Source organism: Stutzerimonas stutzeri (assembly GCF_051028275.1).
Lineage (GTDB): Bacteria > Pseudomonadota > Gammaproteobacteria > Pseudomonadales > Pseudomonadaceae > Stutzerimonas > Stutzerimonas stutzeri_AS.
The window spans coordinates 2,002,391-2,027,829 of sequence record NZ_CP069269.1; the positions used below are offsets into that span (position 1 = coordinate 2,002,391).

Sequence of the window (25,439 nt, forward strand, 5' to 3'; positions counted from 1 at the left end):
TAGTGGCTGCTGCGCCTTTTTCAGTGCTGCCACCGGACGCAACTGCCGCAGCGACTGACATTGAACCCAGTAATCATAGCCCCTTGCCAGCCAGATGAGTTCTGACGTGACTGCAGATATTTCCCTAGAGACCAAGCGGCTGCTGGTCGGTACAGGCTTCGACATCGAACACCCCCGAACGGTCCAGCTGTTGGTTGAAGAGGGGTATTCGATCTCCTTCTGCACAGATGAGAATGACCTGTTCGGCCAGCTGGACGGCCAGGTAGGCGCTGTGATCGTTACGGATAGTTTCGTGTCGACACACATGATGCCCGCTACCACGGGCAATCAGAATGATTGGACGGACGTTCCCTTTGTTGTGGTTGTCGAGAAGCCGATCGAATCGCGCGCGGGGCTCCACTCACTCCAGTCACGGATGCCTGAGTCTGTGACAGATCTGATTGTATTGGAGAAACCGCTGGCACCGGCGTCATTGCTCAGCACCGTTGCGATGGCTTCACGCTCTCGCGGGCGCCACCTCGCAACACAGGGTCGCTTGCTTGAACTGGGCCAACGACGCTTGATGCTTGAAAGCCTGATCGAGCACTTGCCCATTGGCATATGCCTGATCGATGCAAGTGGCGCGACCATCCTCAGCAATCCTTCGTATGAGCGATACGTGCCAAACCAGATGATACCTTCGGTAGATGGGAAACATGCCGAGCGGTGGTTGGGAGTGGACAGCCAGGGACAACCGATCGCGCGGGATCAGTTCGTAGGCGCTCGCGTGCTTCGTGGCGAAAAAGTGGCTGGTGTCGACTTTCGCTACCTCCCGGACGAAGGAGGCGAACTCTGGACCCGAGTCAGTGGCGTGCCGTTATACGACGCCCGGCAGCAGGTGATAGGCGCTGCGTTGGCCGTTGTCGACGTAAACGCCGGGAAGCAGAACGAAGAAACGCTGCGGCGGTTCAATGACGACCTTGAAGACCAGGTCGAGGCGCGAACCCAAGCACTGCAGGAAGCAATGGAAAAGCTGAAGCTGGAGAGCCACGAGCGTGCCCGAACCGAGGAGCAGCTGCGGCATTCCATGAAGATGGACGCGGTTGGCCAGCTTACCGGCGGTATCGCACACGACTTCAACAACATGCTCACCGGTGTAATCGGTGCGCTGGACCTGATGCGCCTTCGTATAGGCCGACAGCAGTACGCCGATCTGGACCGTTACATGACGGCGGCCCATACCTCCGCCAGCCGAGCGGCAGCGTTGACCCAGCGCCTGCTGGCCTTCTCCCGTCGCCAATCGCTGGAAGCACGCGCTGTTCCAGTCAACCCGCTGATCACGTCAATGTGCGACTTGCTCAGGCGAACCCTGACTGAGCGCATCAGGCTCGACGTTCAGCTCGATGACAAGGCCGGCCTTGCACTGGTTGATCCCAATCAGCTTGAGAACGCATTGCTGAATCTCTGCATCAACGCGCGTGATGCAATGCCGGATGGCGGCGTTCTGATAATCGCTACGACACGGGTTGACATCGATGCGGCGGAGGCGATGCGCCTTAACGGACAGGAAGGATGCTACGTCAGCATCAGGGTAGCGGATACGGGTGTAGGCATTCCTGCGGCCTTGCTGGACAAAATCTTCGAACCGTTTTTCACGACCAAGCCGCTGGGTCAGGGCACGGGGCTGGGCCTTTCGATGGTTTACGGCTTCGTTCAGCAGAGCAACGGTTTCGTCGCGGTAAACAGCCAGGAGGGGGCCGGTACGTCGATAACCTTGCATATTCCTTTGGCGCACACATCAGTGGATGACGTGTCTTCAACCACCTCGCGAAGGAACGTCACCAGCGGAAGAGGGCAGACTATCCTCGTGGTCGAAGACGACGATTCAGTTCGCCTGTTGCTCGCCGCTGCGCTCGGAGACTTGGGTTATCTGGTGCACATTGCTGAAGAGGGTCAGCAAGCGCTGGGTTTACTCGATGGTCTGAGTAGCTTGGACTTGCTGATAACCGACGTCGGATTACCCGGTCTGAATGGCCGCCAATTAGCTGAGATCTGCCAGCAGAAGCGGCCAGGTCTGCCGGTTCTGTTCATCAGCGGTTACGCCGAGAATGCCTCGATTCGCTCGGAGTTTCTCGGGATGGGTATGAGCATGATGACAAAGCCGTTCGCACTCGAACATCTGGCAGAAACGGTCTCAGCCGCGTTGGACGAACAATGGCCGGCCAAACCGAACCCGGGTTGAAGGGCAAAGGCGAGCCCGGTGAGCCGGAAGCCATCATGCTGGCTCCCGGAGCGATTAGCACCTGGGCGCGGCGACGCCCTCGGCCTGTTTATCAGCAAGCATCTGCTGGAACAGCAGGGGTGACATGGGGCGACCCAGGTAGAACCCCTGAGCCTGGTCACAGGAGAGTTCAGTCAACTTGTCCAGTTGCGCAAGGGTCTCGATACCTTCGGCGGTCACCGTCAGCGAGAGCGCGTGGCCCATGCTGACGATGGCATCAACGATCGCCTCGCTGCTCTGCGATTGATCGAGCCCCGAAATGAAGCTGCGGTCGATCTTGATACCGTCGAACGGATAGCTGCGCAGGTAACTCAGCGAGGAATAACCTGTGCCGAAATCGTCCATGGACAGGCGGATTCCCAACGCCTTCAGCTGGTTCATGGTCGTCAGCGCCGAGGCGGCGTCTTCGAGCATCACGCTTTCGGTGATCTCAAGCTCCAGACGTTGCGGCGCGATGCCGGTACTCTCGAGCACGGTGGCGATACGGTCAACCAGATCACTGCGCTGAAACTCGACCGGTGAAAGGTTTACCGAGACCATCAGCTCATCATTCCAGGTCAGTGCGTTCAGGCAGGCTTCCCGCAGGACCCAATCGCTTAGCTCCACGATCAGGCCGGTCTCTTCTGCCAATGGGATGAAACAGCCGGGGCTGAGCAGGTCACGGATCGGATGCTTCCAACGCACCAGTGCCTCAGCGCCGACGATGGTTTGCGAAGACGCATCGTAGCGAGGCTGGAAGTCGAGGCGGAACTCATGGCGGCGCAACGCCTGACGCATGTCCATTTCCAATTGCCGGCGCTCCATGATTCGCTCGTTCATCGCCGGCTCGTAGAACCTGAACAGATTACGGCCGCTGGACTTGGCCTCGTAGAGCGCGATGTCTGCGTAGCGCAGCAGCTCCTCTGCTGTAAGCCCGTCATAGGGCGCCGAGACGATACCAATGCTGGCGCCCACGCTGACGTCGTTCGTTCCGATTCGTATAGGCTGATTGATCTTCTCGATCAGGCGCTGGCAGAGCCGTTCTGCCTGTTCCTGGGTCCGGCAGTCGGTGGCCACCACAACGAATTCATCGCCGCCAAGCCTTGCTACGAGGTCCGTCTCTCGTGTGCAACCCTTGAGCGCGTTGGCCACTTCGCGCAGCACCAGGTCGCCCGCAGCATGGCCGAAGGTGTCATTAATGGGCTTGAAGCGGTCAAGGTCCAGCGCCAGAAGAAAGACGGGGCGATCACCACTCAGGCCTTGGCTGAGGCGGGCATTAAGAAAATGATTCAGGCGGTGGCGATTGGCTAACCCGGTCAGCGCGTCGTGCTGGCTGATGTGCTCGATGCGCGCCTTGGCTTCGATCTCCTCCGTGATATCGCAGACGGTACCCTGATATCCCTGTAAGCAGTCTGCGACTCGCACGGCACGGGCCGAAAGCTGGCAATAACGCAGACTCTGGTTGCTGTCGCGCATTTCGCAGGGGATTGGTTTACGCCCGGTAACGTTGCCGCTCTCGGCGGTCGCAGCCATCAGTTGTTTGTCATAGGACAGCAGATCGGTGAGGGGACGCCCGACCCAGACATGACAAGGCAAGCCCGTAACTTGGGTGAAGCGTTCTGACAGGTAAGTCAGTCTTTGCTCTGGATCGGTTTCCCAAATCCAATCCGATGACGCTTCGGAAATATGCTTGAAACGCTGCTCGCTCACCCGCAGTGCCTGCTGAACTGCATCGATCATGTCTGCTGCATGAATGATGCGTCTGCGTAACCAGAACATCAGCGCAGCGACAAATGTTCCGATCAGCAAAAGCATGGGCAGGAATTTCTTGAGAACAGACCGGCCCAGCTCCTCACTTTGCCATTGCAACGTGGTTGCGATGCCGATCTCTTCCTGCAGCGTCAGCTTCGGTCTCGCACCGTCCGGAACGGTACCGACGGTCGCTGTGAGGCCAGTCAGATCGAATGCTTCCTCTAACACCTTCAGCTTCGGGTTGGTCAGGACATCGACATAGACGAGATAGGACAGATTCTCGAAATCATTGTAGGAACTGTCCGGGCGTATCACCGCTGCCGACACTACAGCCGGCTTACCCATGACGGTGAAATAGACTTGGGTGACACCGTCTTCAGCTGACTTTTGGCGTGCGCTGGCCAACAGGGCAGGCAGGTCGCCGGCCATCCAGTCGTTGGCATCCATGTCGCTCAACTTGCCGTCGACGATGGCATAGCGGGTCGACGCGTCAGGACCCAGAACGAACACCCCGTCCAGGCCGTAGGTCGTAAATAGCGATGGGCCGATGTTGTCGCCATCGAAGGCCCAGGCGGCATCCACCTCGCCGTTCATGTACTTATAAGCGTCGTTCCAGAAGGCGTAGTCGGCCAGCGCGGTGCCGATCTTGTCTCGTCTGCTCTCCATGGCCTTGGCTGCGTCTGTTTCGCTGTGCTGCACCTGCTGCTCGTCCAGCGTGACGCACAGGTATACCAACGCCAGGGCGGCGGTAATGAAAAGCGCAGCGACGACATAGATGAAGCTGAGGGACGCCTTGCGGGTCAAGGCGGTATAGCCTGCCGCTTCATGGGAGGTGCTGATTGCGAGGGTAGAGGTCATTTGGATACGGCCGGCTCGACGGAGTTGCACTAGGTAACAGCTTGCACGGTTTGTATCGGCCGAAAGGGGGCGATGTTGCTGTTGTGGTTGACGAATTCCGACAAGTGGCGTGCGGGGTAACAATCGCTGCACAGATGTTCTAGCTCGCCTGGTCCTCAGTGAATCGATAATCTTCGTCGAATAGGCGCAGACCAAGAGCGGGGGCGACATGATTGATGGCAGTTGGGTCGACCTGACGCTGGATGCTGAAACGGGCATCGAGCTAATCCGCGCGCATTTCCAAGGGCACGCTTACGACCCGCATTGGCATGACAGCTACCTTGTCGGCTTTACCGAACAGGGGGTGCAGCAGTTCAACTGCCGCAAGACGCTGCATAGCAGCGTGGCGGGTCAAGCGTTCCTGCTCGAACCCGGTGAAATACACGACGGCCATGCACCGACGCCGGGCGGCTTCACCTATTCGATGCTTTACCTGCAGCCGCATTGGCTCGAGGCCCAGCTGCACGAGCTGTTCGACGACGTGCCTGATAACTGCCTCCCGAGCTTTACCGAAACCCTCGCCGATGAGCCCGAGCTGGTTAAGCACATCGCCTTTGCATTCAGCGCGCTGCATGCCGAGGAGCTGCGCATCATTCGCCACGCCGCGCTCGATGGGGTGCTGGAGAAACTGTCCGGACGGATGCGCTGGCGTCAACGCCTGGAAACCAACCCCCGGTTGCCGGTCGTTGCCGTCAGGGCCAGGGATTACCTGCATGCGCATCTGGACCGGGATGTGGGGCTCGATGAGCTAGCGCGGGCGGCCGGCGTGGATCGCTTTCGGCTAACGCGCGCGTTCAAAGCGTCATTCGGGCTCGCGCCGCATGCCTATCTGGTTCAGCTGCGGCTGAGCCTGGCACGCAAACGCCTGCGTCAGGGGCTGATGCCGGCGAGCGTTGCGGTGGAGTTGGGCTTTGCTGATCAGAGCCATCTGGGGCGCTGGTTCCGTCGTGCCTATGGACTCAGCCCGGCCGCTTACCGCAAACGCTGCACAAACCTTCCAGATCGCTGAAGGCTTCGGGCCTGAATATGGCGGAAACCCCCTAATAGGTGTTCCGTCATGATCACTTTCGTCTGCATAGGTCAGCGCAACCGGGTGGAGCGTTGCCGATGAGCCAGTTTCTGCCCTTCATTCTGTTTGCCTTCGTCGCGTCGATCACGCCGGGGCCAACCAACATCCTTGTGCTCAGCAGCAGCAGCCAGTATGGCTGGCGGGCTGCGCTATTGATCGTGTTTGGCGCCTGTGCCGGGGCGGCGACCATAGTGCTCCTGGTCGGGCTGGGGCTTGGCGAACTGGTGCTCGGACTGCCCTGGTTGCAACAGGCCATGGCGTGGCTGGGCGCGGGCTGGATCAGTCTGCTCGCCTGGCAGCTGTTTCGCAGCTCGGCTGCCGAAATCGATCCGCATGATGACCAGGACCGGGTCGGCGCGTGGGGAGGCGCCGGGCTGCAGCTGGTTAATCCGAAAACCTGGATGACGGCGCTTGCGGTGGTCAGCGTTTTTACCGGCGCCAACGCCGGTTGGTTGCACTACGGAACCTACGCATTGCTGTTCTTTCTCGTTGCAGTTCCCTGTTTGTGCGCATGGGCTGCGTTGGGGCAGGGTGCGGTGCGGCTCTTCAGATCAGCGCGATCGATCAAGCGATTCAATCAGTGCATGGCATTGTTGCTGCTGGCGTCTGCCTGGGCCGGCTTGCTCGTCTGATCTCGGTCTGTTGCAGGCCTCCAATCGCGCCATCTTCGCGGCAGCGGTGGCGCGCTCTATCATGCGTTGCCGATGCGCGTGCGCTTTCGATGCAGCAGTGGGGAACCAAAGCCCGAGGGTGCATGGTCGAAGCGCGTAGATAAATGCCGGCCACTACCGTCATTTTGCTTCCCGACACCCATCGGCAGACCCCAGGTTTCTGCCTGAATCGAACGACCGATCCCCCAAAGGAAAGACTGATGAGCCTCGACCTCAACGCAGGACGCCTCCCTGATGAACAGACCCTGACCAACATACCTCGGTTGATTTCGCGGTATTACAGCGAGCGCCCGGACCCATCCGATCCGGCGCAGCAAGTGGCTTTCGGCACCTCGGGTCACCGCGGCTCGTCACTGAAGAACAGCTTCAACGAGTGGCATATTCTGGCGACCACACAGGCGATCTGCGACTACCGCAAGGAGCAGGGCGTCAACGGACCGATCTTTGTCGGCATGGACACCCATGCGTTATCCGAACCCGCTTTCGTCTCCGCGCTGGAAGTGCTGGCGGCCAACGGCGTCGAGACACGCATCGACGCTGGCTGCAGCGAAACCCATGGCGAGCCCGGTTACACGCCGACGCCTGCCATCTCCAATGCGATCCTGGAATACAACGCAGGCCGCAGCAGCGGCCTGGCTGACGGTATCGTTATTACGCCGTCGCACAATCCGCCCGCCGACGGCGGCTTCAAGTACAACCCCACCAATGGTGGTCCGGCCGATACGGGCGTGACCAAATGGATTCAGGAGCGCGCCAATGCGCTACTGGTCGCCGGCCTCAAGGGCGTCCAGCGGATGGATTACGCACAGGCGCTGAAAGCGCCGACCACTCAGCGCTTCGATTTCATCGAAAACTATGTCGGTGGCCTGGAGCAGGTGATCGATCTCGAAGCGATCCGAAATTCAGGGTTGACGTTTGGCGTTGATCCGCTGGGCGGCGCTGGCGTGCACTATTGGACGCGCATCGCTGAGCGCTACAGCCTTCCGCTTGAAGTGCTCTCGACTCGGGTCGACCCAACTTTTCGCTTCATGCGCCTGGACTGGGACGGCAAGATCCGTATGGACTGCAGCTCGCCCCACGCCATGGCCGGTCTTATCGAGAACAAGGACCGCTTTGACGTCTCCTTTGCGTGCGACACCGACCACGACCGTCATGGCATCGTGGCGCGCTCGGTGGGTCTGCTGAACCCTAACCACTACCTGGCAGTTGCCATCGAATACCTGTTCACTCATCGCCCCGAATGGAGCGCTGGGGCGGGCATCGGCAAGACGCTAGTGTCGTCTTCGATGATCGACCGCGTCGCCAAGGGCATCGGTCGCAACGTCGTCGAGGTGCCGGTGGGCTTCAAGTGGTTTGTAGACGGTTTGATGGACGGCAGCTTGGGCTTCGGTGGTGAGGAGTCCGCTGGCGCATCTTTCCTGCGCAAGCAGGGCGGCGCCTGGTCCACCGACAAGGATGGCCTCATTCTTGGCTTGTTGGCCGCGGAGATCACCGCAGTGACTGGCAAGGACCCGGGCGAGCGCTATCAGGCGCTGACAGAGCGCTTTGGCGCCCCGGTTTACCAGCGCATCGATGCCCCCGCCAACCGCGAGCAAAAAGCCAAACTCGGCAAGCTTTCAGCTTCGCAGGTCACTGCAGGAGAGCTGGCTGGCCAGCCGATTACACAGATTCTTACCGAAGCACCGGGCAACGGCGCCGCGATCGGGGGCCTCAAGGTCGTGACCGACAATGGGTGGTTCGCCGCCCGTCCGTCCGGTACCGAGGACGTCTACAAGATTTATGCGGAAAGCTTCGAGGGCGACGCGCACCTCAAGCGCATTCAGGACGAGGCCAAGTCACTGGTTGACGCTGTGCTGAACAACTGAGACGCAAGATGCAGGTAAGCCGCCACCCGCAATGGGCGGCGGCTTTTTTATGGTTGAGAGGAGGCATCAGCCGGCAGATGACTCAGGCAATTTTGCGATCACCTTGATTTCGAACTGAAAGCCATAAAGCCAGGTCACCCCGACGGCTGTCACAGTAGGATGCGGTGCGCTGCCCCAGTATTGCGGCACGACACTCCAGACTCGCTCGAAGTTGGCCTGGGGATCGACCATGAAAACGGTCACGTCGACCACATCGTCAAAGGTACAGCCAGCAGCCTTTAGCACCGCGTTCAGATTTTCAAAGGCGAGCCCCACCTGAGCTTCGAGCTCAGGCTCCGGCGATCCGTCTTCACGGCTGCCGACTTGTCCGGATACGTACAGCATCCCGTTGGATCGAACGGCCGGCGAATAACGGTTACGCTCATACAACGCTTGTCGACCAGCAGGGAAAACCACGTCACGTGTGTTCATAACAGCCTCTTGCGTCAGTTGATATCGAGCAGGTAGTTGACGCAGAGACTGTAGGGTTGCCCGCTGGAGGGATAAACTCGCAAGCCTGATCAGCACTGTTCACAAACTCCAAACAATCCTAGCGCCGGAGCCGACATGGACCGCTTTGTTGCGATGCAGGCCTTTGCCCGTGTGGTCGAAACGGGCAGCTTCACCAAAGCGGCTGACACCCTGCATCTGAGCAAAACCAGCGTGACGCAACTGGTGCAACAGCTCGAAGCTCGGCTGCGCGTGAGGCTACTCAACCGAACGACACGCAAGGTCAATGTCATGGCTGATGGCGCCGCGTATTACGAGCGCGTGGTGCGGTTACTGGCGGATCTGGACGATGCTGAGACCAGCCTGTCCGGTGCATCGACGTCGCCTCGGGGTCGCCTGAGGGTGGATGTGCCCAGTCCATTCGCGCGGTCCATTCTGATACCGGCACTTCCTGCCTTTCATGCGAAATATCCAGAAATCCAGCTCGACCTGGGTGTCAGCGACCGGATGGTGGATCTGATCGATGAGAACGTCGATTGCGTTGTGCGCGGGGGCGAGCTCACCGACCTTTCCCTCATGGCTCGGCACATTGGCGACTTGCAACTGGGCGTATACGCAGCACCCAGCTACCTCGAACGAGCCGGTACGCCGTCCCACCCGCATGAACTCGAGAACACGCACCACCGCATCGTGGGCTTCCTCTGGGCGCGGACCGGAAAAGTGTTTCCCTACGCCATGCATCGCGATGATGAACGCGTTAGCGTAATGGGTCGTTACGTACTGTCGGTCGACGACGGCAATGCCTACCTGGCCGCCGGCTTGGCAGGCTTGGGTGTGTTATGGCTGCCGGACTATATGGCCAGCTCTCATCTGGACAGTGGGCAACTGATGCCGCTGTTCGACGATTGGCAACTCGAGCCAATGCCTATGTACGTTGCATTCCCGCCGAACCGGCACGTCAGCTTAAAGCTGCGGGTTTTCATCGATTGGATCGCCGAGTTGATGGCTCAGCAAGCGCCGGTTGTGCGTCGAGAGGGCGCCTAACCGCTGTCGCACCCTCCGGATGCTGTGCTGTCACACCGTAGAGCAGACAGAACGGGAGGATGCATGTCGGTCGAAGCGGATTTTTCATTGCTCGAATCACTCTTGCTAGCCCGCGGGCCAGGCGGCCAGGAAGAGGAAGTCCGGGCGGTGTGCCGCGCGGAACTCGAGTCGAGCTGCGATGAGGTCTGGGTGGATGCGGCGAACAACCTGATCGGGGTGATCCGTGCCGCAAATGTAGAACGAGAAACGGCGCAGTCACGAGCGATTCGGGTCATGGCACATCAGGATGAGATCGCCATGGTGGTCAAGCGCATCAGCGACGATGGTCGGCTTCACGTGGTTGCATTGGGCGGCGCCTTCCCGGTCAACTTCGGGATGTGCCCAGTGGATGTGATGGGCGAAGCGCAATACCTGCCGGGGGTTCTGTCGTTTGGAACCATGCACGGGACGACCGAATCGTCCCAGTCGATGCACATTCTCAGCGGCAACGTGCAATGGAACGATGTGCACGTCATCACCCGGCGAACCAAAGACGAGCTTGCGCAGAAAGGGGTAAGGCCGGGCTCCCGGGTCGTCCTGAGTCAACACTGGCGGCGGCCGTTCCGCGTGCATGACGCGATAGCGGGACACTTTCTCGATGACCGAGCGCCAGTAGTGGCTGTATTGCGTGCAGCCGAGCGGCTCGCGGAACACAGGGATGAACTCAAGCAAGACCTGTACTTCGTGCTGACCACCAACGAGGAGGAAACCAACTCGGGTGCGCAGTACGCAGCACGAACCTTGCCGGGTGACGTCTGCATCGCGGTGGAAGTAGGGCCCATCGCCGAGGAGTACGGTACCCGATTGTGCTCGGATCCGATCATTCTGACCGGGGACGAGAAGGGCTTGTATACAAAGTCCGTCTCCGATGACCTGCTGGGGGCGGCCATCCGCTGTGGCTACACCCCTCAACCTGCCCTGATGCCGGGCTTTGCGTCGGATGCCAGCGCAGTACTCGGCTCGGGTTCTTCGCCTCGCGCCGGCTGCCTGGCAATCCCGACTGAAAATACGCACGGGTACGAGCTGATTACAGAAGACGGCATGCACGCCTGCGCTCGCACTTTGATTGAATATCTACTGAACGCTGCGTAGGGGGAATTACCGCAGCAGCCCATCTCCCGGCGGTCATCAGATCGCCGCCAAAGCGAACGCGGGCCAGGCAGACCCGGGCGTAACGGAGCAGGTCGCTATGCCGGTTCTGGGAGGGTCTGACAGTCGCCTCTGGCCGTGAGGAACCCGTTGTGCTGCGGTCCAGCGGACCGGACACGCAGGACCGACCAATGTATATCAGAGCACGCATGTACAGATCGCTGGACATCGCGACCGCTTGCCTCACGCGGCGGCATGGGCCCCTGGCGGTTCATATGGCGCGGCGCAGGCGGCAACTCAGGCTCTTCCCATTCGACTGGAGGATTGGCACGGCTTTCGCTCTATAGCCAGGGTCCCGCCTGTCCGCACATGACGTTGCGAGACGGGCCCGCTGAACGTGGCAACCAGAACAATAAGGACCTTGCAATGACGCCCCTTTCCGACCTCACTGGTGCGCTAGCTCTACTCGCGCCATCTGCCCCGGCATTACCCGCCAGTTGCTCTAGTGCCCGACTTTCATTTACATACGCGGCACCGCCAGCGTCGACTGCGAGCGGAGACCGCCATGAAGCTCAATGGTAAGTCTGCTCTGGTCACCGGCTCGACCAGTGGGATAGGCCTGGGGGTCGCCTGCAAGCTGGCGGAGGCGGGGGCGAACGTGATGCTCAATGGCTTTGGTGACGTAGATGCCGCCTTGGCGCAAGTCTCAGCGTATGGCAGACGGGTGCTTCATCATCCGGCCGACGTGTCGGACGCCGATCAGATTGCCGAGATGGTCCTCATGACCGAGCGCGAATTCGGCACGCTGGACGTTCTGGTGAACAACGCCGGTATTCAACATGTGGCGCCGATCGAGGGCTTCCCTGTCGAGCGTTGGAACAGCATCATCGCTATCAACCTCTCTTCGGCTTTCCATACGATCCGCCTGGCCTTGCCCGGCATGCGTCAGCGCAACTGGGGCCGGATCATCAATGTATCGTCAGCGCACGGGTTGGTGGCTTCGGCTCAGAAGTCGGCGTACGTGGCCGCCAAGCACGGCCTGGTTGGGTTGACCAAGAGCGTCGCGCTGGAGACGGCCACGACGGGCATCACTTGCAATGCGATCTGCCCCGGTTGGGTGCTGACGCCTCTGGTTCAGCAGCAAATCGACAACAATGCCAAAGCCCACGGCGACCACCAGCGGGCGACCCGTGAACTACTCATGGAAAAACAGCCGTCACTGGACTTTGTGACGCCGGAACAGCTCGGTGAGCTGGCTCTGTTCCTGTGTAGCGATGCCGCGACTCAGGTCCGCGGTGTCGCCTGGAATATGGATGGCGGTTGGGTCGCGCAGTAGCGGACCGCACCGGCGGCGAGCGCGGGCGCTAGCGTTCGCTTAGCCCGTGCAGCTGCAGCTTGGAATACAGGCTCGCTCGGGAAATGCCCAGTTCAATCGCGGCCTTTCTCCGGTTGCCTTTGCACGCGAGCAGAGCGCTTTGCAAGGCACGTCGTTCCGCTTGGGCGATGCTTTCGGCGAGACGTTGCAGCGGCGTTTCCTCGGAGAGGTTCAGCGATGCGGGCGCTGCAGTTTCCTGAACTGCCGGTGCCCCTTGTATCGCCTTGCCGTTCTGGTCGGCCAACAGCGGAAGGAAATGCCTGGCTTCGAGCGGTGCGCCGTCCGTGCTCAGCTGTGCCCGTTCGAGCAGGTTGCCGAGCTCTCGCACGTTGCCTCGCCACGGTTGGGTGCGCAGCAGCGCAACGGCGTCCGCGGTCAGCTCCATTGGCGCTTGCCCCGAGCGGTTGGCAATGTCGTCGAGAAGATGTTCGATGACTGACGGGATGTCGCTGGCGCGTTCGCGAAGTGGCGGGACCTTCAGCGCCAGGACGTTGAGTCGGTAGTAAAGGTCGTCACGAAACTCGTTAGCCGCGACCTTGGCCTCCAAATCGATGTGTGTGGCGGCGATGACGCGAACATTGAGCGGCTTGACCTGATTGGAGCCCAGCGGCTCGATTTCCTGCTCCTGTAGCACGCGCAACAGTTTGGCTTGCAGGGCGAGCGGCAGGTCACCGATCTCGTCGAGGAACAGGGTGCCGCCATTGGCGAGTTCAAACTTGCCGATGCGGGCCTTGCGATCCGCTCCGGTAAAGGCACCGGGCGCGGTGCCGAACAGCTCGGCTTCGACCAGCGTCTCCGGAATCGCAGCGACGTTCACTGCAACGAAAGGTCCGTTGGCGCGCGGTGAGAGGTTATGGATGCCTTGGGCTAGCAGCTCCTTGCCTGTGCCGGTTTCGCCGCGAATCAACACCGTTGCGTCCAGCTGCGCGGCGCGGCGGGCCTGACGCTTCACTTCGCTAGCGGCGGGGCTGGTGCCGATGAACCCGGCAATGGTGTAACGGGCTCGCCGGGCTTTGGCCAGTTCGTTCTGGGTCGCCACCAGTTGCGTCTGCAACGTGGTGAATTTGGACATCAGTGGCTTGAGGTGCCGGGCACGGTCGAAGAGCACGAAGCCCAGCGCGCCCACCAGGGTCCCGTCTTCGTCCCGAAGTGGAATACGGGTCACGACGAAATGCTCGCTGCCGAAAGCCATCAGGTCGAGCATGCTGGGCTGGCCACTCTCAACCACTTCTCGAAGGCGGCTGGCGGGCAGCACTTCCTCGATTTTCTTGCCTAACACGCTGCGTGCATCGCTGATGCCGATCTTTTGCGCGTACTTGTCGTTGATCCAGACAATACGCGCCTGCCGATTCACCGCGATGGTGCCTTCGCACTGAGCGTTGAGATGGTCGAACAACAGCGGCATGGCGACCGCGCGAAAGCGTTCAGGAGAAACGCCGATCGTCAGGCCGTTTTGGTCAAGATCGTTGCGGGCAATGGCCATGAGCTGAACAGTCCGGTTGGAATCGGTCGATTATGAAAGGCGCTCAATACGCGGGGCAAGGCAGCCGAAACGAGAATTAAAGCAGCCGTTGGAACGTGGCGAGCCGCATAAGTGCAGCCATGCCACGCCGGTCGGTTTATTGGGCGTACACCTCGTTGGGGAGCCACGTGGCCAGTGGTGCGAAAACGAACACCAACGCCAGCCCCAGTAGCTGAATCAGGATGTAGGGCAGTACGCCAAGATAGACGTCGCGTGTGGTCACCTCGGGCGGACAGACGCCCTTGATGTAAAACAGCGCGAAGCCTACTGGCGGCGTGAGGAAGGATGTCTGCAGACAGAGCGCGAAGAGGATCGCGAACCAGAGCGGGTCAACGCCCATCGAGAACAGCACCGGCGCGACCAGTGGCAGGATGATCAACGTGATCTCCACCCAGTCGAGGAAGAAGCCGAGCAGGAAGGTGATCAGCAGCACGGTCAGCAACACGCCGGTCTGGCCGAACGGCAAGCCGGTCAGTGCGGCGCGGATGACATCATCACCGCCCAGCCCGCGCAGTACAGCCGCGAACACCGTGGCGCCGATGAAGATGCCGAAGATGAACGCCGCGGTCCGGCTGGTCTGGTATAGCGCTTCTTTGAGCACCGTCATGTTCAGTTTGCGGCTGCAAGCCGCCATGATGACCGCACCGAAGGCACCGACTGCGGAGGCCTCGGTGGTGGTGGCAATGCCAAAGAAGATCGAGCCCAACACCGCAAGGATCAGTACGAACGGCGGCACCACTGCCCAGAACACATCGATCAGGGCTTTTGCATCAAGCTTCTGGCGGTTGGTCGGAGCAGGCGCAAAGTCCTTCTTCAGCCAGGCCACGATGACGATATACAGGATGTACGTCGCCGCCAGCATCATGCCGGGGATCAACGCACCCATGAACAGTTTGCCTACCGAGGCTTCGGATGTGCCCAGGCGGTCGGCCATCAAGACCAACATGATGCTTGGCGGGATCAGAATGCCGAGCGTGCCGACCGAACAGGCCGTACCGACCGCCAGGCTCTTGTTGTACTTGGCCTGCAACATCGGACCGATCGACAGCATGCCAAGCAACGCAACCGAGGCACCGACGATGCCAGTGGATGCAGCCAGCAGAATGCCTACCAGCACCACTGTGACTGCATAGCCACCGCGCAACGGGCCGAGCACCCGGACAAGACTGTGCATCAGGCGTTCGGCAATGCCGGAGCGGTCAAGCATGATGCCCATGAAGATGAACAGTGGCAGCGCGACCATCAGCTCATTTGCAACGATGCCGTAGATGCGCGCATCGAGCACGCCGATAGTGCCGTCCCAGGTAAACCAGAGATCGGCATCGAAGTGCTCGACCAGTACATGACCGAGCACGGCGAACAGCAGCCCGATGCCGGCCAACGACCAGGCGACTGGGAAGCCAAGCAGCAACAGCCCCATGAACGTGGCGAACATGCTGATAACGAGAATTTCTTCCAGACCCATGATTACGGCTACTCCATCAGGGCTGCGCATGGCCGCGATCGCGGCCATTCGTTGGGGCGACGTAGCGCCCGTGGGAAGTTGAGAAGCAGCGTGCTGCAGCGCGTTGCCCGTGACAGGAGCGCCAGCGCCACCAAGGTCAACCCGATAGGCAGCACACTTTTGAAGATGAAACGGTGCGGCAATCCGCTCGGCGCCTGGGAGCGCTCGTCATAGATGAACGCTTGATAAGCGAAAGGCACCAGCGCATCGACCATCAGCACCACGATGGGCAAGGCCAGTACCAGAATGGCCAGCAGCTCGATAATGGCCTGGCTGCGCAGCGTGAACTTCTCGCGCAGCACATCGACGCGGACATGGTCGTCACGCACCACGGCGTAGGCGAGGGCAAGCATCAAGGCGGCACCGAACAGGTGCCAGGACAGTTCTTCCAGCGCGATGGACCCGCGGGATAGAACGAAGCGGCTGAACACGTTGGTCAGTACGACGGCCAACACCAGCAGCCAGATCCAGGCACTGGCTTCGCCAATGGCGACCAGCGCCCGGTCGAGCCACCAAGACAGCCTGTTGTGCGGCAATGCGCCTGACTCATCAGCGGGCAATGCATCATTTGGGGAAACGGGATGAACGGACACAGCCACCTCGGTAATCCGATACTCGGGGGTATGGCACGGCCAGTGGCCGTGCCGCGATCGGCCTGCGTAGGAAGCACGGTCACCTGAAGCGATAGGAGAGGGCCGAAGCTGCGCTTCACCATGGCAAGCCATGAGCGGTCGCAGCGTGTCCCGGAACTACGCCTGTGAAATGCGGTGGATCGGCCTCACACAAGTCGCCCATAGGGACGAGCAGCAGTCAGTCGTACTGGTAGAACTCGCGCGGCAGGTAGCCTTTGCCGTGCCAGATCGAGTGATGCTTCATGAAATCCCGCTGGCTGGTCAGGACGCGGTTGAACATCTCATCCTTGGCGGCGATTTCATCGAGCACCTCGTTGGTCACGCGCTCAAGCTCGCGCAGGACTTCATCGGGCAACACCTGTGCCTTCACCCCTTGCTTCTCGTACTCGCGCAAGGCGGTTGGCTGGGCCCACTCGCTTTCGGCGAAGCCTTTGAGCGTGGCCGATTCACAGCCCATCTCGATAAGCGCGCGGCTTTGCGGCTCCAACTTGTCCCACACGTCCTTGTTGACCAGCAGGTGGGAGGTGGTCAGCGTCTGGTGCCAGCCGGGCATGATGTAATTCTTGATGATCTGGTCCAGGCCCAGCATCTTGTCCACGGCCGGCTGCGAGAACTCGGTGGCGTCGATCGTCTTGCGTTCAAGCGCCTGGTAGATTTCCCCGCCGGGGATCATGGTGACCGAGGCACCGAGTTTTTCCAGCACCTTGCCGCCAATACCTGCGAAGCGGATGCGCAGGCCGTCAATGTCTTCAAGCTTCTCGATGGGCTTGGAAAACCAGCCAGCACCCTCTGGGCCGATGATGCTGCAGAGCATCGGGTGAATATTGCGCTCAGCGTAGATCTCCTCGAGCAGCTTTTTGCCGTCGCCCTCGTAGTACCAGGCCAGATAAGCCGGCGGCTCCATGTTGAACGGCGCTCCGGAATAGAGCGGCAGTGCGGCGATTGTCCCCTGGTCATAGCCAATCCAGGTGTAGCCGGCTGGGTACTTACCGTTGCTGACCGCATCCATGATTTCGAACGGCGGCACCAGTTCGCCCGGCTCGTAGTAACGCAGTTGCACATCACCGCCCGAGATGGTCTTGAGTGATTCGGACAAGTGCTTGATTGGCGTGGTCAGGCCTACCAGGTGGGAGGGGAAGGCTAGCGGGACTTGCCAGCGGATCTTTTCGGCAGCGACGGCGTGACCGCTGACCAACGTGGCGCTCAGTAACGTGGTGGCTCCGATGGCACAGGCGAGGCGGGAAAGTTTTCGGGTGATCGACATTGCAGGTTTCCTTCTTTCTTGTTGTTTTTGACCGGTGGTCGAATCCGGCTCTGAAGCCGTTAGCGGAACGAGACTGCCGTAACTGGTCGTCCCGCCAGCTGTTCTGGCGTAGCACACCAACGCTATAGCAGGTTCTGTGCCTGACTTCAGATGTAGCTGAAACCCGCGTATCAGAGCGGCGCAACTGAGTGGTGCAAGTCGACTGTGTCCAGCCAGTCAGACATAGATCGATCAAGCCAGGACAGCTGTCCAGAATGCTGGAAATGTGTCTACTAATCTGGACCCTGTAGCCCACAGCTATGGGGTTCGTAGTCGAGAGGTCGACCGTTTAGCTCGTCCCTGGCACCGTGGGCGAGCGAGATAAACGAGCCCAGATGCGTCAACTCGCTTCCTTACCGATGGTGGTTTTCAAAGCTGACAGGCATCGCTCCTCCGCCGTATCCAACTCCAGCTGCATCTGCTGGATATCCAGCAATTGCTGTTCGAGCTGCTGGCGGCGTTCGGCAATCATTCCGAGCATGATATTCAGCTGCTTCTGGTTGCCGGCCTTGGGGTCGTAGAGTTCGATCAGCGTCTTGCATTCCGCCAGTGAAAATCCGATGCGCTTTCCGCGCAGGATCAGCTTCAGGGCGACGCGATCCTTGGGACTGTAAATGCGCTCCTGACCGCGGCGCGTCGGTGACAGCATGCCCTGTTCTTCGTAGAAGCGGATTGCGCGGGTGGTGATGTCGAGCTCGTTGGCCAAATCGGAGATGCTGTACGTCTGCTTTGCCATGAAAGGTATCCAGTCCTGCCTGTCCACCCGCAGCTCGCGACGAGCCGGGTGCGGTTACTACGGGTTAAGCCGGCCAAGGCTACACGCTGTGCTGGCCCGATGCACAGTGGCGTCGGGCCATGTCGCAACGTTTGGCGTGCGATCTCAGCGGTGAATGGTGCAGCCGGTAGCGTCTTGCATTTCTTCGAAGCTCACGCCATCGGCCAGCTCTACCAGTGTCAGCCCTTGCGCGGTCACGTCCAGTACGCCGAGGTCAGTGATGATCCGGTCCACAACGCCGACGCCGGTCAGCGGGAGATCGCATTGCTTGATGATCTTGTGCGCGCCTTTGGCAGTGTGTTCCATCAGTACGATGACACGCTTGACCCCAGCCACCAGGTCCATTGCGCCGCCCATGCCCTTGACCATCTTGCCGGGGATCATCCAATTGGCCAGGTCGCCTTTTTCGGAGACCTGCATGGCGCCGAGGATCGCCAGGTTGATGTGCCCGCCACGAATCATGCCGAAGCTCATCGCGTTGTCGAAGAAGGCGCTGCCGGGCAGTGCGGTGACCGTTTGTTTGCCGGCGTTGATCAGGTCGGGGTCGATCTCGTCTTCGGTGGGGAACGGGCCGATGCCGAGCAGGCCGTTCTCGCTCTGCAGCCAGACATCCATCCCCTCGGGAATGTAGTTGGCAACGAGGGTTGGCAGCCCGATGCCAAGGTTAACGTAGAAGCCGTCCTGCAATTCCTGCGCGGCGCGTTGCGCCATCTGTTCGCGTGTCCAGGCCATGATCAGCTCCTCACCGTACGTTTTTCGATGCGCTTTTCGGCGTTCGGGTTGTGGATGATGCGCTGCACATAGACGCCAGGCAGGTGAATCTGGTCGGGGTCCAGCTCACCGGTTTCCACTAGATGATCAACCTCTACCACACAGACTTTGCCGGCCATGGCTGCGAGCGGGTTGAAGTTGCGCGCGGTTTTGTTGAAGACGAGGTTGCCGGCCTTGTCTGCCTTGTAGGCTTTGACCAGCGACACGTCGGCCGGCAGCGATTCCTCCATCACATACCATTGGCCGTTGAACTGGCGCGTTTCCTTGCCTTCGGCAATGAGCGTGCCGTATCCGGTGCGGGTGTAGAAAGCCGGGATGCCGGAGCCGGCGGCGCGCAGCTTCTCCGCCAGCGTGCCCTGCGGCGTGAATTCGAGTTCCAGTTCGCCCGCCAGGTACTGGCGCTCGAATTCCTTGTTCTCACCAACGTACGAGGAAACCATCTTGCGAACCTGCCGCGACTCAAGCAGCAGACCAAGGCCGAAACCGTCTACACCCGCATTGTTGCTGATCACCGTGAGGTCCTTTTTGCCGGTGTCACGCAGTGCGGCGATCAGCGCTTCGGGAATGCCGCATAGGCCGAAACCACCTACGGCAAGCGTCATGCCGTCGTCGACCAGACCTTCAAGCGCTTGCTCGGCGCTGGGATAAATCTTGTTCATGTAGGCCTCTTGTTATTTGGGTTTGGGCTATTGGATGGTCAGCCGCGCACGTGCGACGCGCGATCCGTTGGGACGACCCAGTACCTCACTGATGCGTTGCCCTGCTGCGATCAGCCTGTCCAGATCAATTCCCGTTTCTATTCCCAGACCGTTCAGCATGTACAGCACGTCTTCACTGGCTACGTTGCCACTGGCTCCCTTGGCATAAGGGCAGCCGCCCAGGCCAGCAACCGAACTGTCGAAGGTGCAGATGCCTTCCTGCAGGCTGGCGTAGATGTTCGCCATCGCCTGGCCATAGGTGTCATGGAAATGCCCGGCCAGCTTGTCTCTTGGCACCTCGCGGCTGACAGCCTCGAACAGCTGGCGCGTCTTGCCTGGCGTGCCTGTGCCGATGGTGTCGCCCAGCGATACCTCGTAGCAGCCCATGGCAAACAATTCACGAGCTACATGTGCCACGCGCTTGGGGTCCACTTCGCCTTCGTACGGGCAGCCCAGCACGCAGGAGACGTAGCCGCGTACCTGTATGCCATTCTCGCGAGCGGCGGCCATCAGAGGCGCAAAGCGCGCCAGGCTGTCGTCGATGGAACAGTTGATGTTCTTCTGTGAGAAGGCTTCAGAAGCGGCCCCGAACACGGCCACTTCGCTGACGCCTGCTGCAATGGCCGCTTCGAGCCCCTTCAGGTTTGGGGTCAGCGCTGCATAGGTCACGCCGGGTTTCTGCCTGATCTGCGCAAAAACATCAGCAGAGCCGGCCATCTGCGGCACCCACTTGGGTGATACAAAGCTGCCCACCTCGATATAGCGAACCCCAGCGGCACTTAGATCGTCTACCAGGCGCACCTTGTCGGCGACGCTGATCGGCTGCTTTTCGTTTTGCAAGCCATCACGCGGACCGACTTCAACCAGACGTACTCGGCGTGGCATCTCAGTGGTGGTTGTCATCGCTTATCCTCATCAACACGTACAGGTTCCGTTCCGGTAGAAAAAAGTCCTGACCGCCGGGTCATGTGGAGACTCTCCACCCTCAAGTTCTTGACAGCATGGCAGATAAGTACAGCAGACCCGCTCCCTGCCGGGGCATCACGCTCGAGAACCGCCATGCTACGCAAACTGAAAATTTCCCATCGCACGCTGTTGTTCTTTGCGCTTGTCGCTGTATTGCTGACCGCGCTTGGGTTGTTCAGTCTGATGCAGATGGCGGCGATTCGTGCCGCGGGCAGTGAAATCGATTCCGATTGGATGCCGAGCCAGGCGGCCGCTGACGATATGGCGCTGCATTTTGCGCACGTGCGGATCGAGTCCATGCGTCAGCTTGCTTTTCCCGATGCCGAGTCGCTTCGTAAAAGCGATGCGCAGATAGCTGCAGCCATGGACGCAATTGGTCAGCTGATGACTCGTTACGAGGCGCACATATCCAACCCCGATGAAGCTCGCGTGTTTGGCATCGTCAAGGATGTATACGCAAGCTACCCACAGGCACTCCAGGAACGGCAGCGTGTGCTTGCCAGCAACCCGAGCGCTGAGCAGGTCGCCGCAGTCAACGCGCGGATCGGCGACCTCAGCCATCAATTCGAACAGGCCCTGTTGAAGCTCCGATCCTTCAACGAGGAGGGCGCTCATCATGCTGTCGACGTGGCTACTTCCGTTTACAAGAAAGCGCAGCTGGTGATTGCCTCGGTGATCCTGATCGCAGTGATTTCGACGGTTGTTCTGGCGCTGCTGTTGACCGCGAGTATCGTACGACCCATGCGCCGGGCCGTCGCCGTTTCGAAGCAGATTGCCAAAGGCGACCTGACCCATGAGGTCTATGTTAACGGCAATGACGAAGCCACTGAGCTGCTGACCTCGCTGAGCGACATGCAGACCAACCTGCGTAGCATCATCAGGCAGATCAACGACTCGGCCCACGTGCTGACGGCCTCGGCCGAAGAGATGAGTGCCGTCATGCTGGACAGCACCGAAGGTCTGCAGCGGCAGAACGACCAGATAGAACAGGCCGCTACGGCAGTCAATGAAATGACCTGCGCGGTGGAAGAGGTGGCCAGCAACGCCGTATCCACCTCTGAGGCGTCGAGGGCTTCCAGCGAGTCGGCTCAGCAGGGCCGTATTCAGCTTGAAGATGCCATCGCTTCGATCCAGGCATTGGCAAACGATGTTGTCAGCGCCTCGGCCCGTGCTGGGGAGCTGGCCGATCAGACGCACAATATCACCCGTGTTTTGGACGTGATCCGCGCCGTCGCCGAGCAGACCAACCTGCTGGCCCTGAACGCCGCCATCGAGGCCGCGCGAGCCGGAGATGCAGGTCGCGGATTCGCCGTTGTGGCAGATGAAGTGAGAGCGCTGGCGAAGCGCACCGGTGAATCGACGCGCGAAATCGAGTCGATGATCGGAAGCATCCAGCAAGGCACCGGGCTGACAGTCGATGCGTTGCAGCAAGGCGCAGCGCGGGCACAGAGCACGCTCGACAAGGCCGAGGCGGCCGGCGTCGCCCTGGGACGGATCGCCGAAACAGTGGCTGGGATCAATGAGCGCAATCTGGTGATTGCCAGCGCCTCCGAGGAACAGGCGCAGGTCGCGCGGGAGATCGATCGCAACCTGGTCAGCATTCGCGACCTTTCGGTGCAGACGTCCGCCGGCGCGCAACAGACCAGCGTTGCAACTCAGGAGCTGTCGCGCCTGGCGGTTGGTCTGAACGGTCTGGTACGCCGCTTCAGGACGTAGCCGCTGCGCAGCGACTATGCCTCTGCTGGAGCGGGGGCGACGTCCCGTTGCATGTGCGCGAATCAGCCGACTCGGGGGGCTGCATTCGCGAGCAAGCGCGCTCCTGCAAAACGCGTTCTCACCAACCCGGCTTGCACCGCCGGCACTCGGTGAGGCCGGCAGCTGCCTGATTTGCCAGCCGCAGGTGGCTGTCATCACTCAAGCTCTACCAGGGTGGCGCCTTCGCTGATCATCTCGCCTTCGGCGCAGTAAACGGCTTTGATCACGCCCGCTTCGGCAGCTCGAATGCTGTGCTCCATTTTCATCGCTTCCAGTACGATCAGCGTTGCGCCAGCTTCAACACGTTGCCCGGCCTCGACCAGCACCCGCACGATGCTGCCATTCATGGGGGCTGTCAGGCCGCCTTGGTGCTGATGGCTGGCCTCGACCTCGGCGATGGGATCGAACGCGGTTACGGCTTGCAGTTCGCCATTCCATTCCAGGTACAGCGTCTTGCCCTGACGGATGGCTTTCGGCCGGCGCCTAGCCATCGCAGGCGCGAGCTTGTTCGCGAAGGCCGCATCTGAGGCCGTAGCTGATTCGTGAGCAAGGACTGGGGCGTCTCCCTCGCCAAGACAGGCCGCTGATAGCAGCCGTACGCGTCGTCTTTCGCCGTTGCACTGCAGGTGCACCGTCACCTGCTTCGGCATGCCCAAGCGTAGGCCCTCTCGGTTGGCCCAGGGCGAGTAGGGGTCGTCGGTCCGCACATGTTCCTGTTCGGTCTGTATGTAGCATTCGCCTGCCAGTTGCCAGAACGCATCCGGTAACTCGCCGGGTGCTCGCATCAGCTCGGATTCGTGGCGCGGGATGAAACCGGTGTCCAGCTCTGCAGCCGCGAAAGCGGGATGAGCGATTACGCGACGTAGAAAGGCGAGGTTTGTTCGCACACCGCCAACGCAGGTTTCGTCGAGCATCGCCAGCAAACGCAGGCGCGCTTCCTCGCGGTTCTCGCCCCAGGCGATCAGTTTGCCCAGCATCGGGTCGTAAAAGGGCGAAATCCGGTCGCCTTCGGTCACGCCGCTGTCGACACGCCGACCGGGACCGGCAGCGGATTCGCGGTACAGGTCCAGCGTACCGGTAGCCGGCAGGAAGTCGTTGTCCGGATCTTCGGCATAGAGCCGCACTTCAATGGCGTGGCCATTGAGCGGCACCTGCTCCTGGGTGATTGGCAGCGGCTCGCCACGGGCGACGCGAATCTGCCAGGCCACCAGGTCGAGCCCCGTGATCGCCTCCGTGACGGGATGCTCCACCTGCAGGCGCGTGTTCATTTCCATGAAAAAGAACTCGCCGCGTGCGTCGAGCAGAAATTCCACCGTCCCGGCACCGACGTACCCGATCGCCTGTGCGGCCTTCACCGCAGCTTCGCCCATGGCGCGGCGCAAGTCGGGAGAGAGGCCGGGGGCAGGTGCCTCCTCGACGACTTTCTGATGGCGGCGCTGGATTGAGCAGTCGCGCTCATTGAGGTACAGGCAATTGCCGTGCTGATCGGCAAATACCTGGATTTCTACGTGGCGCGGCTTGAGCACGTACTTCTCGACCAGCATGCGCGAGTCACCGAAAGATGATTGCGCCTCTCGCTGGGCCGACTGCAACGCTTCGGCGAGATCCGCCTCACGCTCAACCACCTTCATGCCTTTGCCACCGCCGCCTGCTGTAGCCTTGAGCAGGACCGGGTAGCCAATCTTTTCTGCAGCGGCGCGGAAGGTGCCCACGTCCTGGGCTTCGCCGTGATAGCCGGGCACCAGCGGTACGCCAGCTTTTTCCATCAGTGCCTTGGCGGCGGACTTGCTACCCATTGCATCGATGGCCGAGGCGGGTGGGCCGACGAAGATCAGCCCGGCTTCTCCAATCGCTCGCGCGAAATCGGCATTTTCCGAGAGAAAGCCGTAGCCCGGATGGATCGCCTGGGCGCCGCTCGCCTTGGCGGCGGCGATCAGCTTGTCTATCAGCAGATAACTTTCGCCGGGCTTGGCCCCGCCGAGGTCGACGCGAATATCCGCTTCGCGAGCATGCCGTGCGTCGCGGTCGATGGCGCTGTGTACGGCAACGGTGCTCAGGCCGAGGGCCTTGGCGGTGCGCATCACACGGCAGGCAATCTCGCCGCGGTTGGCAACCAGCAGGTTGGTTATCATTGTTCTGGCTCCTGCATCCAATTCGGTTTGCGCTTTTCCAGAAAGGCGTTCAGGCCTTCCTGTCCTTCGGGGCTGACCCGAATACGCGCAATGGCATTTTCGGTGTAGCGGCGCAGCGCCGGGCTCAGCGAGATGCTGGCGGCTTCACGCAGCAGGTCCTTGCTGGCTCGCATTGCCTGCGGGCTGTTGAGCATCAGGTTGTCGAGCCAGCCCTGCAGGGCATCGTCTAGTTCGGGGGCGGCGTAGGTCTCCGACAACAGACCGAGGTCACGGGCGCGCTCACCACTGAAACGTTCACCTGTCAGGGCGTAGCGACGAGTGGCACGTTCTCCTATGGCCTTGACCACGAAGGGGCTGATCACTGCAGGTGCCAGGCCAATGCGCACCTCCGAGAGCGAAAACAGCGCGTCATGCGCACCGATGGCCATATCGCAGCAGGCGACCAGTCCGACAGCACCGCCGAACGCTGCGCCTTGCACCACGGCCAGCGTCGGCAGCTTCAGGTGGTAGAGGCTGTACATCAGTTCAGCCAACTCACGGGCGTCGGTGAGGTTGGCGTCGAAGTCCAGCTTGGCAGACTGTTGCATCCAGGCCAGATCCGCCCCGGCCGAAAAATGCTTGCCGCGACCGCGCAGCAGCAGGAATCGCAGGGCCTTGTCTGCCTGCACCGCGTCGATGGCCTGAACCAGTTCGCGGATCATCTCGGCATTGAAGGCGTTGTTCTTATCCGGTCGGTTGAGCCACAGGGTGGCGAAGCCGCGCGGGTCTTTGCTCAGTTCGATGGTCTGGAAATCGGTCATATGCTTCTCCTTGAGGAGCGAGCGTGCTTGCGCGACGTCAAGGCGTCTGCGC

The 25,439-nt window shown here is 60.7% G+C and carries 20 protein-coding genes; 8 read left to right on the plus strand and 12 right to left on the minus strand.

What is annotated here, in order from left to right:
- The first annotated feature begins 106 nt into the window (after positions 1-106).
- The gene (locus tag JQR87_RS09265; RefSeq protein WP_407290727.1) at positions 107-2,221 is read left to right on the plus strand and encodes an ATP-binding protein; all 2,115 of its coding nucleotides are present in this window, start codon (positions 107-109) and stop codon (positions 2,219-2,221) included.
- A 54-nt stretch (positions 2,222-2,275) separates the two neighbouring features.
- Here the strand turns inward: JQR87_RS09265 and JQR87_RS09270 are convergent, their stop codons facing one another.
- Positions 2,276-4,849 (minus strand): bifunctional diguanylate cyclase/phosphodiesterase, encoded by a 2,574-nt coding sequence (locus tag JQR87_RS09270; RefSeq protein WP_407290726.1) that lies wholly within the window; start codon positions 4,847-4,849, stop codon positions 2,276-2,278.
- 208 nt (positions 4,850-5,057) lie between these two features.
- Here JQR87_RS09270 and JQR87_RS09275 point away from each other — a divergent pair, with 208 nt between their 5' ends.
- The 3 genes from JQR87_RS09275 (at position 5,058) to pgm (ending at position 8,493) form a co-directional block, all read left to right on the plus strand.
- Positions 5,058-5,897, plus strand: a complete 840-nt coding sequence (locus JQR87_RS09275; protein ID WP_407290725.1) for an AraC family transcriptional regulator — start codon at positions 5,058-5,060, stop codon at positions 5,895-5,897.
- Positions 5,898-5,995: 98 nt separating this feature from the next.
- Entirely contained in the window at positions 5,996-6,589 is a 594-nt protein-coding gene (locus JQR87_RS09280) for a LysE family translocator (protein ID WP_407290723.1), read from the plus strand.
- Positions 6,590-6,828: 239 nt separating this feature from the next.
- A complete protein-coding gene (pgm, locus tag JQR87_RS09285) occupies positions 6,829-8,493 on the plus strand; it encodes a phosphoglucomutase (alpha-D-glucose-1,6-bisphosphate-dependent) (RefSeq protein ID WP_407290722.1) in 1,665 nt (554 codons plus the stop codon).
- Positions 8,494-8,559: 66 nt separating this feature from the next.
- On the opposite strand, the gene JQR87_RS09290 is transcribed toward pgm, so the two are convergent.
- Positions 8,560-8,964: a RidA family protein gene (locus JQR87_RS09290; RefSeq protein WP_407290721.1), complete on the minus strand. Its 405-nt coding sequence runs from the start codon at positions 8,962-8,964 to the stop codon at positions 8,560-8,562.
- Between the two features lie 135 nt (positions 8,965-9,099).
- Between JQR87_RS09290 and JQR87_RS09295 the strand changes: the two genes are divergently transcribed.
- The 3 genes from JQR87_RS09295 to JQR87_RS09305 all read left to right on the plus strand — a co-directional run bounded on the left by JQR87_RS09295 (position 9,100) and on the right by JQR87_RS09305 (position 12,490).
- Positions 9,100-10,026, plus strand: a complete 927-nt coding sequence (locus JQR87_RS09295; RefSeq protein WP_407290720.1) for a LysR substrate-binding domain-containing protein — start codon at positions 9,100-9,102, stop codon at positions 10,024-10,026.
- 63 nt (positions 10,027-10,089) lie between these two features.
- Positions 10,090-11,157 (plus strand): M42 family peptidase, encoded by a 1,068-nt coding sequence (locus JQR87_RS09300; RefSeq protein ID WP_407290719.1) that lies wholly within the window; start codon positions 10,090-10,092, stop codon positions 11,155-11,157.
- Between the two features lie 562 nt (positions 11,158-11,719).
- Positions 11,720-12,490, plus strand: coding sequence for a 3-hydroxybutyrate dehydrogenase (locus JQR87_RS09305; protein WP_407290718.1), 771 nt, complete (start codon positions 11,720-11,722; stop codon positions 12,488-12,490).
- Positions 12,491-12,518: 28 nt separating this feature from the next.
- On the opposite strand, the gene JQR87_RS09310 is transcribed toward JQR87_RS09305, so the two are convergent.
- The 8 genes from JQR87_RS09310 to JQR87_RS09345 form a co-directional block, all read right to left on the minus strand.
- Positions 12,519-14,012 carry a sigma-54 interaction domain-containing protein gene (locus JQR87_RS09310; RefSeq protein WP_407290717.1) on the minus strand — a complete coding sequence of 498 codons (1,494 nt, stop codon included), beginning with the start codon at positions 14,010-14,012 and terminating at the stop codon, positions 12,519-12,521.
- Between the two features lie 136 nt (positions 14,013-14,148).
- On the minus strand, positions 14,149-15,516 hold the full coding sequence (locus JQR87_RS09315) for a TRAP transporter large permease (RefSeq protein ID WP_407297768.1): 1,368 nt from the start codon (positions 15,514-15,516) through the stop codon (positions 14,149-14,151).
- A gap of 8 nt (positions 15,517-15,524) precedes the next feature.
- Positions 15,525-16,148, minus strand: a complete 624-nt coding sequence (locus JQR87_RS09320) for a TRAP transporter small permease subunit (RefSeq protein ID WP_407290716.1) — start codon at positions 16,146-16,148, stop codon at positions 15,525-15,527.
- A 217-nt stretch (positions 16,149-16,365) separates the two neighbouring features.
- Positions 16,366-17,451: a TRAP transporter substrate-binding protein gene (locus JQR87_RS09325; protein WP_407290715.1), complete on the minus strand. Its 1,086-nt coding sequence runs from the start codon at positions 17,449-17,451 to the stop codon at positions 16,366-16,368.
- A gap of 379 nt (positions 17,452-17,830) precedes the next feature.
- Positions 17,831-18,226, minus strand: a complete 396-nt coding sequence (locus JQR87_RS09330) for a MerR family transcriptional regulator (RefSeq protein ID WP_407290714.1) — start codon at positions 18,224-18,226, stop codon at positions 17,831-17,833.
- A gap of 144 nt (positions 18,227-18,370) precedes the next feature.
- Positions 18,371-18,997, minus strand: a complete 627-nt coding sequence (locus tag JQR87_RS09335) for a CoA transferase subunit B (RefSeq protein ID WP_407290713.1) — start codon at positions 18,995-18,997, stop codon at positions 18,371-18,373.
- 2 nt (positions 18,998-18,999) lie between these two features.
- Positions 19,000-19,695 carry a CoA transferase subunit A gene (locus JQR87_RS09340; RefSeq protein WP_407290712.1) on the minus strand — a complete coding sequence of 232 codons (696 nt, stop codon included), beginning with the start codon at positions 19,693-19,695 and terminating at the stop codon, positions 19,000-19,002.
- Positions 19,696-19,722: 27 nt separating this feature from the next.
- Entirely contained in the window at positions 19,723-20,637 is a 915-nt protein-coding gene (locus JQR87_RS09345; RefSeq protein WP_407290711.1) for a hydroxymethylglutaryl-CoA lyase, read from the minus strand.
- A 156-nt stretch (positions 20,638-20,793) separates the two neighbouring features.
- On the opposite strand from JQR87_RS09345, the gene JQR87_RS09350 reads away from it, so the two are divergent.
- Complete coding sequence (locus JQR87_RS09350) at positions 20,794-22,416, plus strand: methyl-accepting chemotaxis protein (protein WP_407290710.1); 1,623 nt, start codon at positions 20,794-20,796, stop codon at positions 22,414-22,416.
- Positions 22,417-22,610: 194 nt separating this feature from the next.
- Here the strand turns inward: JQR87_RS09350 and JQR87_RS09355 are convergent, their stop codons facing one another.
- Positions 22,611-24,587, minus strand: a complete 1,977-nt coding sequence (locus tag JQR87_RS09355; protein WP_407290709.1) for an acetyl-CoA carboxylase biotin carboxylase subunit — start codon at positions 24,585-24,587, stop codon at positions 22,611-22,613.
- A complete protein-coding gene (locus JQR87_RS09360; RefSeq protein ID WP_407290708.1) occupies positions 24,584-25,387 on the minus strand; it encodes a gamma-carboxygeranoyl-CoA hydratase in 804 nt (267 codons plus the stop codon). The genes JQR87_RS09355 and JQR87_RS09360 overlap by 4 nt, the downstream gene beginning before the upstream one ends.
- Positions 25,388-25,439: the final 52 nt, after the last annotated feature.